The organism is Halalkalibacter lacteus (genome assembly GCF_036663595.1).
In the GTDB taxonomy this organism is placed as follows: Bacteria; Bacillota; Bacilli; order Bacillales; family Bacillaceae_D; genus Halalkalibacter; species Halalkalibacter lacteus.
The window spans coordinates 42200-55705 of sequence record NZ_JAWRVL010000010.1; the positions used below are offsets into that span (position 1 = coordinate 42200).

At 36.7% G+C, this 13506-nt stretch carries 12 protein-coding genes; 11 read left to right on the top strand and 1 reads right to left on the bottom strand.

The window, feature by feature from the left end:
- Window positions 1–43 precede the first annotated feature (43 nt).
- Window positions 44–421: a Na+/H+ antiporter NhaC family protein gene (locus tag SAZ04_RS23395; RefSeq protein ID WP_431308986.1), complete on the top strand. Its 378-nt coding sequence runs from the start codon at window positions 44–46 to the stop codon at window positions 419–421.
- A gap of 98 nt (window positions 422–519) precedes the next feature.
- Window positions 520–1362 (top strand): mechanosensitive ion channel domain-containing protein, encoded by an 843-nt coding sequence (locus SAZ04_RS09260; RefSeq protein WP_332694368.1) that lies wholly within the window; start codon window positions 520–522, stop codon window positions 1360–1362.
- Between the two features lie 522 nt (window positions 1363–1884).
- Here the strand turns inward: SAZ04_RS09260 and SAZ04_RS09265 are convergent.
- Window positions 1885–3387, bottom strand: a complete 1503-nt coding sequence (locus SAZ04_RS09265) for a NarK family nitrate/nitrite MFS transporter (protein ID WP_332694370.1) — start codon at window positions 3385–3387, stop codon at window positions 1885–1887.
- Window positions 3388–4455: 1068 nt separating this feature from the next.
- Here SAZ04_RS09265 and SAZ04_RS09270 point away from each other — a divergent pair.
- The 9 genes from SAZ04_RS09270 (at window position 4456) to SAZ04_RS09310 (ending at window position 13307) form a co-directional block, all read left to right on the top strand.
- Complete coding sequence (locus SAZ04_RS09270) at window positions 4456–5856, top strand: sucrose-specific PTS transporter subunit IIBC (RefSeq protein ID WP_332694372.1); 1401 nt, start codon at window positions 4456–4458, stop codon at window positions 5854–5856.
- A 161-nt stretch (window positions 5857–6017) separates the two neighbouring features.
- Window positions 6018–6302, top strand: a complete 285-nt coding sequence (locus tag SAZ04_RS09275; RefSeq protein WP_332694374.1) for a substrate-binding domain-containing protein — start codon at window positions 6018–6020, stop codon at window positions 6300–6302.
- Window positions 6303–6392: 90 nt separating this feature from the next.
- The gene (locus SAZ04_RS09280; RefSeq protein WP_332694376.1) at window positions 6393–6644 is read left to right on the top strand and encodes a hypothetical protein; all 252 of its coding nucleotides are present in this window, start codon (window positions 6393–6395) and stop codon (window positions 6642–6644) included.
- A 271-nt stretch (window positions 6645–6915) separates the two neighbouring features.
- A complete protein-coding gene (locus SAZ04_RS09285) occupies window positions 6916–7830 on the top strand; it encodes a cupin domain-containing protein (protein ID WP_332694378.1) in 915 nt (304 codons plus the stop codon).
- Window positions 7831–8176: 346 nt separating this feature from the next.
- On the top strand, window positions 8177–9142 hold the full coding sequence (locus SAZ04_RS09290; RefSeq protein WP_332694379.1) for a YncE family protein: 966 nt from the start codon (window positions 8177–8179) through the stop codon (window positions 9140–9142).
- A 3-nt stretch (window positions 9143–9145) separates the two neighbouring features.
- Window positions 9146–9832, top strand: a complete 687-nt coding sequence (locus SAZ04_RS09295) for a response regulator transcription factor (protein WP_332694520.1) — start codon at window positions 9146–9148, stop codon at window positions 9830–9832.
- On the top strand, window positions 9829–11211 hold the full coding sequence (locus SAZ04_RS09300; protein WP_332694381.1) for a sensor histidine kinase: 1383 nt from the start codon (window positions 9829–9831) through the stop codon (window positions 11209–11211). The genes SAZ04_RS09295 and SAZ04_RS09300 overlap by 4 nt, the downstream gene beginning before the upstream one ends.
- 192 nt (window positions 11212–11403) lie before the next feature.
- The gene (locus SAZ04_RS09305) at window positions 11404–12792 is read left to right on the top strand and encodes a PepSY-associated TM helix domain-containing protein (protein WP_332694383.1); all 1389 of its coding nucleotides are present in this window, start codon (window positions 11404–11406) and stop codon (window positions 12790–12792) included.
- Between the two features lie 41 nt (window positions 12793–12833).
- On the top strand, window positions 12834–13307 hold the full coding sequence (locus SAZ04_RS09310) for a FixH family protein (protein WP_332694385.1): 474 nt from the start codon (window positions 12834–12836) through the stop codon (window positions 13305–13307).
- Window positions 13308–13506 lie beyond the last annotated feature (199 nt).

Consider the following 13506-nt stretch of genomic DNA (forward strand, 5'->3'; position numbering starts at 1 on the left):
ATAGCAGATTTAGCATTGAGACGGGATCAGAAATGATGGACATATTCTTTCCCAGGGCGGCATGTCCGATATGTACACGATTATCTTCTTAGCTATGATTGCACTTGGCTTTGGCGGCGTAATGAATAAGAGTGGAATGCTTCATTCAATTGTAATGGGGATGATGCGGTTTGTGAACAGTACGGGGAATCTAGTATCGTCTGCCCTGGCCTCAGGGATTGTTATAATATTTTCAGTGCCAATCAATATCTCGCCGTTATTATTCCGGGTCAAATGTTTAAGGAGCCTTTTGAAAAAAAGAATCTTCATCAAAAGAATCTTTCGAGAGCAATGGAAGGAAGCGGCACGTTGCCGAGTTTTTTTACTAGGTACAGTTGTTCTTTTAAATTCCATATTTAAAACTATTTGGAAGATGGTTTAACCGATCGAGTCGGAGCAAAGGTAACTGTTTTGACATGTAGAAGATTTACATTATTATTAGAAATATAATTTAAAACAAATAGCAGAAAGGAAGTCAGTATGCAAGAAATCATTCAATATTTCAATGGAAATCCGATCATTTATAAAATATTTTTATCTTTTATTATCTTGCTTGTATACATCAAACTTATTAGAATCACTAATAAAGTATTATTCAAAACGATTAAAGACAATGGTATCTATTATACTACTCGTAAAAGGTTATATTACTTGCATTCTGTAATCTTGTTCGTCATATTCATCATTCTCTGGTCAGAATCAAGGTTAGATCTAACCATTTATGTTGGGTTCATTTCTGCAGGGATTGCCATTGCACTTAGGGAAATATTCACTAACATCGCAGCTTTGCTAATTATTGTCATTCAAAAGCCCTTTGAAGTGGGGGATCGCGTCATTGTTAATGACCATGCAGGAGATGTGATCGACCAAAAAATCTTTCATTTTGTTATTATGGAAGTCACAGCTAAGACAGATGGGGAGCAATGTACAGGGAAAATCGTCCACATTCCGAACAATTATATCTTTTTACATCCAGTATCTAATGCCAACAAAGGATTTGGATACATTTGGAATGAACTTGAGATTCGACTTACAATTGATAGTGAGTGGGAAGAAGCTAAAGCTCAACTTGAAACTATCGTGAAGAAACATGCGGAACATATTACTGATGAAGCAAAAAATAAGGTACATGAAGCTTCAAAAAAATATATGCTTCACTCTCAAAACCTAAACCCAATTGTCTACGTTACCGTAAAAGATGGCTTTATTAAACTCACTATGCGTTACTTAACCGAACCGAGAACATCTACAATTACCGAAGACACCATTTGGCGTGAAATTCTGCTATATGTTAAAGAAAACAAAGCTGTTACGTTGGTATAATGAATAATAAGAGTTTAGTGAATTTGAAAAAACGAAAAAATAATATAATAGCTTCCTCGCTAAAAAGTATGGATTTATAGACTAGATTCATTGACTATACTGGGTACTATTCTTTGAGCGAATTTGGAGTCACTCCTAATTTTATAATAATACCTATTAACCTACAGCAAATCCTATAGTCTTATTACACTAACGGTGCAGGAATACTTCAAGAAGGATTTTCCATTTATTATCCAAAATATTAGATGAGTGCGTTATGATTAAATGAAGTCGTTAATGAAATGAAGGAGGTTCTCTAGTATTAAAGATTACTCTCAAAAGAGCCAAGGTATTTATTGTAAAAAATAAGACTATTGTTATAGAGAAATTGTAATTTATTGAGGAGTTTTTCACTAAGTATGTATATAAACTTTTCGAATTGTAGGGGGGATGTTATTAGGATAGTGTAAACCTGTGTGGTAGTGAAAAAATGCACCAAACTCCATTCTTGTTGAAAAGAGCTTGGTGCATCGCTTTGTTTTATTATAGAGCTTTCTTTTGTAAAGCGGCATCAGCGTCTGCTTGCTGCTTCAATTCATCTTCAGTTAAATAGTATTCTTCACCAAATGAGTTCTTTGGTTCCTCTAACATAAAGAAGCAAACAAGGAAGCTGATGAATGCTCCAGAAGCAAGGATAAAGAAAAACTGTTGTGTAGAAACGAGTGTAAACAATGTTAGGTAAATCGTTGCACCGACATTTCCATAAGCACCAGCCATCCCAGCAATTTGTCCTGTTACACGTTTTTTAATCATCGGGACGATAGAATAGGTTGCGCCTTCAGCACCTTGGACAAATACAGAAGTTAATACTGTAACCGCTACAGCCAATACTAATGGCCAGCTAGAGTCTATCATACCCATGCCGACTAGTCCGAGACAAATCCCAAACATGTATACGAGCATGACATTACGACGACTTCCCATTCTGTCTGAAAGAACCCCACCTAATGGACGAGCTACTAGGTTAATAAAGGCGAAGGATGCAGCGATAAGCCCAGCTTGTGATGGTGTAAGTGAAAAAGTTAATTGGAAGAACATTGGTAGCATGGAAACGATAGCTAATTCCGCGCCGAAGTTTGCAAAATACGTACTATTTAAGGCAGTAACGTTTTTAAACTTGTATTTGTCGTCTTCTGGAACACCTTTTTTAAGTTGTGGAACGTTTACTTTTAAAATATTGACGATTTGAAAAATAAGAACACCTACAATAACCGCATAGATAATATTAAGAGCTGTGTCTGAAATAAATCCAAGACCATTTAATCTCCATGAACTAACCGCAACAGCTCCACCAAGAGGAAGGGTAAAAATAATCAGTTGAACTAAATCACCCCAACTACTAACTTCAAGCGCAGACGCTTTTTTCGGTTTCACTAATGCTTTACCTTCAGGAGTATCACGAACACAAATATAATAAATAATACCGTAAATGAAACAGATAACACCGGTAAAGGCAAGAGCATATCTATAACCATTGTCGCCACCGAACATTGTAAGAGCAAACCATGGTAATAACATCGCGCCAGCAGCAGAACCGAAGTTACCCCAACCTCCATAAATACCTTCAGCAAAACCTACGTTTTTAGGTGGAAACCATTCTGCTACCATACGAATCCCGATTACGAAGCTGGCACCTACACTACCAAGAACAAGACGTGAAATCATTAATTGAGCCCAAGTATCACCAAATGCAAATGTAATCGCTGGAATAGACATGGTAATTAATAAACCTGAGTATACAATTCTTGGACCATATTTATCGAGTAACGATCCGATGATTATTCGAGCAGGGATAGTAAGTACTACGTTACAAATCCCTAAAGCAGCCATATGTTGAGGTGTTAACCAATCCATATCCGCCATCATGGTTGTTGCTAGTGGTGCCATACTGAACCAAGCGAAGAAAGAAACAAAGAATGCAAACCACGTAAAATGTAAAACCTTAATGCGTTCATTTTTAAACTTAAATAAATCTGTAACGGTCATTACTTAAACACTCCTTATAAATACATGTTTTGTTTGTTGCATTTAATATCGCACAAGCTGTTGTTTTTTGTCTGATAATTTGAGAGATAAGTTAACAAACTTTTTGAATTGGTTTGTTTTTCCAAACGTTCGCTTTTTATCGTATCTCCACGTGTAAACTGAGGTCTAAAGACTGAAGCTTTTCCTGTCAAAGAAGTCTAATGTTAAGTTTTTAAATGAACTTTGTGAGCACGCTCTAATAGAGAAGAAAATGGATTAATAAGTAAAATCAAGAAACGGTTTAGCCGTTTAGATCTATTATTTATTGAGAGTTTGTCATCTCTAAACAATATGAAAAAAGAGGAAAAGTATCAAAACGTCAAATGAAGAGAAAGTATTAGCAACCGCTATTTTAGATTGTTTCCTTCATCATGATGCACAACATGTAACCTACATTCACGCATTTTTATACCTAGGCTCTTGAAAAGCCCATAAACACTGCATTTTCGACTTTTCATAGGTATAATAATTTATACCTATTAGGGAAAGTCATTCTTTATAAATACTAAGCCTATTCAGAGGCTTTTAGATAAAGTTCCATCCTATGCTCATATCTTTTCAAATGGGTTAGGGATGGTATATGAAAAAAGAAAAAACTGAGATTGTTGCAGAAAATTTTGCGTGTAATCGTTTTTCTAGGTACTTGAGAAATTATGAAAATCATTCCTAATAAATCGACACAAAAAAGCAAACTATTAATAATGGATTGTTAATGATTTTCAAAGCGTTTTCAAAAAACTATTGACGAATTAAATCTAATGATCTAGAATGAAAGCGTAATCAAAAAAATATGTGGGATTGTTACTGATCAGGCAGGCAAGACCTAAAATGGAGCATAGACATACGTGGATCTATCTACGTATACCTATACCCATTTTAGGTCTTTTTGTTGTCTTATAGAGGACTCTAAATGTAAACGCTTTATATGCGCATTGAAAATCTCGCTTACAGACGTGTGGTGAGTGAGTCAATTGCATATTCTTAAGCGGTCTGACCAATAATAGCCTAAAAAACGAGGGGGAATTCCAAATGGATTTAAACAAAGTAGCTAGTGAATTAGTTGAACTTTTAGGTGGAAAAGACAATGTGGTAAGTGTAACTCATTGTGCTACAAGATTACGTGTTGTGTTACATGATGATAGTAAGCCGAATAAACTAGCTATCGAAGATCTTGAGGGAGTAAAAGGGGTTTTTAGTGCATCGGGACAATTTCAAGTGATCTTTGGAACAGGGCTTGTTAATAAAGTATATGCTGAATTTGCTCACATTACAGGAGTTGGCGCAAAAGATACAGATGGTGGTGAGAAGCAGGTGGATCATAGTAATGCAGCGAAGAAGAAAATGAATCCGCTTGCACGTATTGCACGTACTCTTTCAAATATTTTTGTTCCAATTATTCCAGCGATTGTTGCAAGTGGTTTGTTAATGGGACTACTTGGAATGATGAGAGCGTTTGAATGGGTCGAGCCAGACAGTCCTTGGATTTTATTTTTAGATATGTTTTCAAGTGCGGCCTTTATCATTTTGCCGATCTTAATTGGTTTTAGTGCCGCAAAAGAATTTGGAGCGAATCCATTTTTAGGGGCGGTGCTTGGTGGAATTATGACTCACCCAGCCCTGTTAAACCCTTGGACATTAGCAGATGGAGTTCCAGAATCGGTTGTCGTTTTCGGTATGAACGTTGAGTTACTAGGGTATCAAGGGACTGTTATTCCGATTTTACTCGTTGTCTACATTATGAGTAAAATTGAAAAAGGACTTCGTAAGGTTGTTCCAAATGCAATTGATCTATTGGTTGTTCCATTCGTAACAGTTATTTTAACAGGATTTATTGCGATGTTATTTATCGGACCACTTGGAACATGGATTGGTAACGGACTGACTTGGAGCCTTGACTTTATTTATAATACAGCTGGAGTATTTGCTGGTCTGATTTTTGGTGGTTTGTACTCAACCATTGTTATTACAGGGGTACACCACAGCTTCCATGCGATTGAGGCAGCTTTAATTGCGGACTTTGGTGTCAACTTCTTATTACCTATTTGGGCGATGGCGAATGTCGCTCAAGGTGGTGCGGGTCTTGCGGTATTCTTCTTAACAAATAATAAAAAAGTAAAGGAAATTGCCCTTCCAGCTTCATTCTCCGCATTCCTTGGGATCACAGAGCCTGTCATCTTCGGTGTGAACTTACGCTTCATGCGTCCATTTATCGGTGCTGCGATTGGTGGTGCATTAGGTGGTGGGTACGTCGTATTTACAAATGTGATTGTAAATGCTTATGGCTTAACAGGTATTCCGATGATCGCCATTGCGGCACCGTTTGGAACGGCTAACATTATTAATTACCTTGTAGGAATGCTGATTGCACTAGGTGGTGCCTTTGTTGCAACGTGGATTCTAGGATTAAAAGAAGATGCTACGAAAAAATAAATGTTGAAGAGAGGCAGTGGTATTGTACATTGCGCTTCAACGAATCTTATAGCTCGGCATCGCACTTTGCGGAGTCGGGCTCTATTTCATTACTAACTGAAAATTATTGGAGTTTCATTACCAACTTTTATTGATGTTTGGTTAACTCCCTTCATGCTGGAATGAAAGACTATACTGAACAATTGGATGGTGTAGAAGTAATCTATGTTGATGCCCAGAATGAAGCTACTCAACAACTAGCTCAAATTGAATCTTTCATAACGCGTGGCGTAGATTCAATTGTAATCATGCCTGTTGATATAACTAGTGCACCGGATATGGTTGCTCGAGCAAATGAAGATTCAAATGAGTATAAAGTCACGATCACAATGGGTGTCTATGCAGCGATTGTTATTTATATAGGGTTAACCATGGGCATTTTTGGTTTTGTGCAGATTGCTGAATAAAGGTAATCGCTCTTTTATTATTAAGTAAAAACGCAAGTTAGTTGAAGATTGAATTGGATTTTTATGGTAATGCGGAAATGAGGAGTGGAGGTGAAAAAAGTGGAAAATGAAAAGGGAAAGACGTTTTTTGTAATTAAGATTGTTACTGCGATAATTAGTATCTTGATAGTTATGGTAGGGGTATTTAACAACAGTTTAAATGTCAATATCTTATTTTTATTAGCCGGTTTTATCTTTTCCCTATCTGTCATTGAAACTTATTTTTTAAAAGGGAAAGATGGGAATTTTATTGCTGATACAATTCTTGCAATTGGTTTTTTATTAGCATTTTTCCTAATCTGATTTCAAAATTAGTTCTGTTACAGTTCCTTATTACATTAACAGGTGCTTGAACGAAATAGTTGGAGTTGTCGTAAAGACAACTCAATCGTTTATTGCGGAGCGGGTTAGTTCAAAAATACTGTGTATTTTTTGTTCAACAATCGGTCATTTAATGGAGTAAGGCTTTTTGAGTTTAACAGCGCCTATCCTAAATAAGATAATACAATCGAAGTACATTCTCTAAACATAGGCATATGATAAATTTGATAAACCTTTGAAGGGAATGAGCAAAATGTATTATCCTAAAACGTATTCATATCCTTATTACGCTAATGTTAGCACACCAATATATAATCCAGACTTCATGGCAAGGAATCATCACGGACAGAATCAACAAGTATTTGAAGCTCTACTTGTAGGAATAAAAAGAGAGGCTTCAGCGATTGATCTATATAGGCGATTAGCAAATGCAGCGCCAAATCAAAAGCATAAAAATGACATTCTTCATGCTTTAGAAGAAAAAAAAGCTCATTTGACACAATTTACCAATCTTTATATTAATCTTACTGGAAGTCAGCCTGTGTACCAAACCGATAAAGTTCCTTTTCAAAGTTATAGAGAAGGTTTACAAAAGGCTTATGAAGAAGAAGTAGAAGGGTATGAACAATATCAAAGAAGTAGTGTACTTACTCAACATCCGCAAGTTCGAAATGCATTTTTATGGGCTTTAACTGGTGAACAAGAGAATGCTGCCCGATTTGGTTGTTTAAATGAGGACGTCCGAAATCGATCAACGGATTATGGATCAGAACCGTTTGTCGTTAATATTGAGGAGGCTACAAAACAAAACAATACGTTCCGTACCGCTTTATGGACAGGAGACCATTTGCAAGTGACCTTGATGAGTATCAATGTTGGAGAAGACATCGGCTTAGAGATTCATCCGGAACTCGATCAATTCCTACGTATTGAAGAAGGGCAAGGAATTGTTCAAATGGGTGATAGCAAAGATCATTTAGATTTTCAAGAAGAAGTCTTTGATGACTATGCGATCATGGTACCGGCTGGAAAATGGCACAACCTAACTAATACGGGTAATCAACCACTTAAACTTTACTCGATCTATGCGCCGCCTGAGCATCCATATGGGACAGTTCATGAAACGAAAGCAATTGCAATGGCTGCTGAAGAAGATCACCACTACTAATTAATCGAATTAAAAATTTATATGAGGATGAGAAAAAAGTTGATTATTCTCATCCTCATGTAAAGGTGAAATAAACCTTAAAAAGTATTATGCGATCGGTGCGTTTATTTAGCAACGCTCTCCAACAATCAGGCGCTATCCTTTAATAAGGTGCGTCTATTTTTTTCGTTAAAGTACATTATTAAAAACAGCTTCAAGGATAAAAAAAGAAATGAAATGATAAGATTTACAAAACAGGGTGAAAAATATTAGGTAAGTATACAAATTTCAAAAGGATTTCACATTAGCATGCTAAGATAAAATTAAATACGAATTCAAAGTACAGCACTTCAAAAAGGAGGTAAAAATGAAACGTTCTATCTTAGTTTTATTATTATGTCTTATTATGATTATAAGCGGATGTAATGTACAACATTTTGAGATCCCTAAGGCAAATATTCCAATTCTCATGGTTTCCCATGTGAAAGAGCAGAAATTGACTTTTATAGATGTTGCACATAATAATGTACTGCTTTCAGAAGATAGCCATTTTCCTGTAACAGAAATGGTGAACATTGGGAACGGAAATATTATTGCAACAAGCCAAAGTGAAACCTCACTCATGCTCTATGATATAAAAGAGGGAACCATTTCACCGTTTCTAAAATTAAATCAAGGACTAACAGCAATGCAATATGACTACACGTCACGAAGTCTTTTCGTGACAGATATCATGAATGACCAAGTCCATCGTATTGACATTGATAAAAAAGAAGTGGTTCAGAGTATAGAGGTTGGGTCATATCCTACTGATTTGGAGTTTGGAAATGAAAAACTATTTGCTCTTAGTGGTGATAACAACGATGTAACTGTTATGGATCTAGAACTGAAAACTACCTTACAAACGTTTCCAGTCCTTGAACGTCCTTCTGGTATGTATTATGACGGAGAGAAACTTTGGGTAGGTGGTCATGGTTCATTCGGAGATTTGAATAAAAGTATTTTTGCGTATAATCCTGAAACAGGGAAATTAATAAATGAAATTCAAATAGGATTAATGCCTATTGCCTTTTTTGGTGATCTTTCCTCGCCATATTTTTATGTTTTGTGCCATGGGGATCATGCATTATATAAGGTAGACAAGGAGGCAAACAAGGTTGTAGCAGCCATTGAAGTTGGCCAAAATCCGAACTTTGTAACCGGAAATGATGAGACGTTATTTGTGACAAATCTGGATAACAACTCAATCTCTATCATTGATAGAGTTTCATTTGAACTAATAGACGAACTAACTGTTTCAGCTGGTCCGTATGCAATTGTGATGGAGGAATAAATGATGAAAGATACTCGTCATATTTTAGTTGTTGATGATGAAACTGAATTACTTGAACTCGTAACCTCATTTCTTGAAAAGGAATCTTACAAGGTCCTAACAGCCAAAAGCGGACAAGAAGCCATTCATCTTATGAAAATACATCTGGTTGATTTAGTTGTGTTAGATGTCATGATGGACAAAATGGACGGTTTTACTGCCTGTGAAAAAATAAGAGAATTTTCACAAGTACCGATTCTTATGCTAACAGCAAGAAGTGGTGAGGAAGATAAGATTAAAGGCTTGAAAATTGGTGCGGATGATTATATTGTCAAACCATTTAGTTCAAGGGAGTTGGTAGCTCGAATAGAAGCAGCGTTAAGAAGGTCACAAGGATTACAAACAACTACAAATATGTTGAAAATTCAAGAGCTTGAGCTAGACAAAAGTGGACGAATCATTTACGTAGAACGAGAACCAATAAATGTGACAAGAAAAGAATATGATTTATTACTCTTTTTGATTGACCATCGTGGTCAAGTCTTTACAAGAGATCACCTCCACGAAAGTATATGGGGGATGGATTCGCAAATGGGAACGTTACGCACCGTGGATACCCATATTAAAACATTACGATTAAAATTGAAGTCTGCAGAACGATTTATCAAAACGGTTTGGGGAGTAGGCTATAAGTTTGAGGAAACCTCATGAAGAAATGGTCAATCAAAAAGAAAATCTGGATCACGATGATTTGCATGTTAATGACGGTTATAGTTGGCTCTATATTTCTCACATTATTCTTATACGACGAGCTTTACGTTGAAAAACAGATTGATTTATTAGTGACGGAAGGAGAAGGACTGGCTGAATTTTACCGTGAATACGGTGCCGAGGATCCTTTTTTTGAACGCTTGAATTGGTCAGAGCAAAATATAGCTTCAGATGTTCTCTTTTCCGACGATCCAATGCAATTAGGGAGTGGGGCACCGTTTGAACCTTATTCCAATGAAAACATCATCACATTTGAAGAAAGACAACTATTGCTAGAGGGAGAGACGGTCGTGATGGTTCGTCCTCACCCTCATTTTGGGCAAGATATTCTTGGAGTTGCGATTCCATTATTTCAAGACGGTCATCTGTCTGGATCTGTCTTACTATCAATGCCTTTGTCTGAAGTATATGAACCGTTCATACAAATCCGAACCATTTTAATCGTATCATTAACTCTTGTTATTTTGGTTATTATCTTGATTGGTAATAAAGTCATTAACAATGTTGTCAAACCATTAAGTGATATGAAACAAGTGTCAAAGTTGATGGCAGAAGGAGACTTTTCAAAACGTATTGATGTTACTTGTGTCGATGAATTGGGACAGTTGGCTCACTCATTTAATATTCTTTCTGCATCATTAGAAAAAGTAGAGGACAACAGACGAGAATTTCTTGCGAATGTGTCACATGAGCTACGAACGCCTTTAAGTTATATGAAGGGCTATGCAGAAGCTATGGAAGAAGGAATCATTGAGCAGAAAAAGGGACTTGCGATTATTCAAAAAGAATCAAACCGTTTAGAGCGTCTAGTCAATGATTTGCTTGACTTGGCCCAACTAGAGGGTGATTCTTATCCGTTACAGTGTGAACCAATAGCCTTTGCGCAGCTTATTAGCGATGTCATTGAATCGTTTGAACTAGTTGTTACACAAAAGAACATTCGCATGACCAAAAACATTGACGAGGGTAGTATTATCTATGGCGATAGTGATCGTCTTGAACAGGTAATTCGTAACTTGTTAGACAATGCGATAAGGTATACGCCAGCTACTAAGGGTATAACCATTACATTGACAACAGACAAGGAATGGAGCGAACTAATCATTGCTGATGAAGGAATCGGTATTCCTGAAGAAGATCTATTAGCGGTAACAGAACGGTTTTACCGAGTGAATAAAGCAAGGACACGTAATAGTGGAGGCACCGGACTCGGATTAGCCATTGTATCACAGATCATTAATAAGCACGGTGGTATGTTTGAGTTGTCTTCTAAAGTTGGTCAGGGTACGAGCGCGAGAATTAGGCTTAAGACAATGTAATCTACTACTTTCTCTTTGTATAAAAGGATGATTCAAAGGTCTAACAAGACTTTTCAATCATCCTTTTTTCTATGCTTCGTTAAATTATGAACAATTTCAAAATAAACCATCATAATTCACTAGCATTTCACAACCTCTTATTAAACTAGAAAAGTCGAAATGATTCGCGAGTACGCAAAAGGAGCTAAATAGATGGAAGCACATAAAGAACAACCTCAAATGGAAAACTTTGAAAAGAAAAGAAGAAAGACTCTCGCTTTATACCAAACTGTTTGGAGATGGCATTTTTATGGGGGGGTTATCTTTTCGCCATTTTTACTCATTCTTGCCTTTAGTGGGGGTGTTTATCTTTTTAAACCACAAATTGAGAATTATCTTTATCAGGATTTATATTACGTTACGGAAGGTGAAGCAGTCGCATCTCCTTCTACACAATTGGTAAATGTGAAAGAAGACTATCCTGATGCCTTGGTCCGTTCCATGCGGTTTAATGATGGGCCACGAACAACTGAAATCAATGTGTTGAATCAAGGAGAATCAATGTCCGTATTTGTAAATCCGTATACTGGTGAAGTAACAGGATCGCTCTTGACGAATCAGAAATTCACCGAAATCTTCAAAAAAATTCACAGTGAACTATTTATTGGTGGAACGTTTGCTAAACGGCTCGTTGAATTAGCCGCTTGTTGGGCAATTATCCTTTTAGTAACGGGTCTTTATATGTGGTGGCCACGAAGTAAGGCATCGATTTTGGGGACGGTTCTACCTCGCCTTAACAAGAGAAGGCGTACGCTATGGCGTGATTTACATGCTGTACCAGCCTTTTGGCTATCAGCATTTATTTTTATTTTAATACTAACAGGGTTACCATGGTCAGGTGTAATGGGGGATCAGATTAATAAGCTAGCAACGGCGACAAATACAGGATATCCACCTTTTGCTTTAAGCTTTAGGGAGAAGCCAGAGTCGGTCGTTAAAACAAAAGACGTCGCTGATGATGTTCCATGGGCGACTGAAAATATAGCTGTCCCATCATCATCCTCTGGTGTCTATGTCCCACTATCTCTTGAGGATGTCACGTATATAGCGGAAACCAAAGACATTCAAAAACCTTATACGATTTCGATGCCACAAGGGGAAACGGGTGTTTATACGATTGCTACTTCTCATTCAAGGCCAGGTGATAATGCTACCTTGCATGTCGATCAATACAGTGGCAATGTTTTAACAGATGTGCGTTTTGATGATTATGGTATCATGGCAAAAGTCATTACAATGGGGATAGCTCTTCATGAAGGAAGATTATTTGGACTGGCTAACCAAATTCTTGGATTGATGACATGTTCAGGACTTATTGGTATGATTTTAAGTTCTTTTATCATGTGGAAAAAACGTAAGCCTGAAGGAAAATTAGGGGCACAAACTAAATCGAAAGATAAAAAGCAGTCAAGAGCAGTTCTTATCATTATGCTTGTTTCTGGATTGCTAATGCCTTTAGTTGGACTTTCTATTATTGTTGTGTTTATTCTTGATCGTTTTCTTTTTTCAAAAATAGACAGATTTAAGAATTGGTATGCTTGATAGTGAAAGTGAACTGTAAAAAGAGGAAGTAAGGAGAGAATATGATTAAAAATATCTTATTTATAAAAATGACAATGGTTCTTTTCGTTTTAACAGCTTGTACGGTCAATACGCAAGAGTCAGATGATGTTCAAGGAATGCTAGAAGTTGTTACTGTTGATATTTTCATTCCAGAAACGATCCCATCACAAGAAGAAGTCATGCTTCAAATAAAAGTGAATCAAGGAGATGAGGATGTCGAAGATGCACAGGATGTTGAATTTGAAATCTGGAAGCATCATGAGCGTGATGAAGGAGAAATGATTGCAGGAGTCCATCAGGGGGAAGGAATCTATCAAATTACACATACATTTAAGAAAGATGGTATTTACTTTGTCCAGACCCACGTTACAGCTCGTGACATGCATGTCATGCCTACGAAACAAATAATCGTTGGTGATGTTTCCGAAGAAGAATTAGAATCATTGAAAGATGATGCTGTTCAAACTGAATCTGGCGGTCCCGGACATCATTAGAATGTTGCTAACCAGCTGAATGTAATTACTTCCACAATCAGGCGCTTTTTCGTTATAAGAAAGCGCCTATTTCAATTTAATTGAAAAATAATAGAAACTATTCAGACAGAAAAGTATCAATTCTTTGCTGCCATATTCGAATCAACACAGCTTGAAAACTATATACATAGGTAATAACAGACCGTTTTTCCTTAAAGGT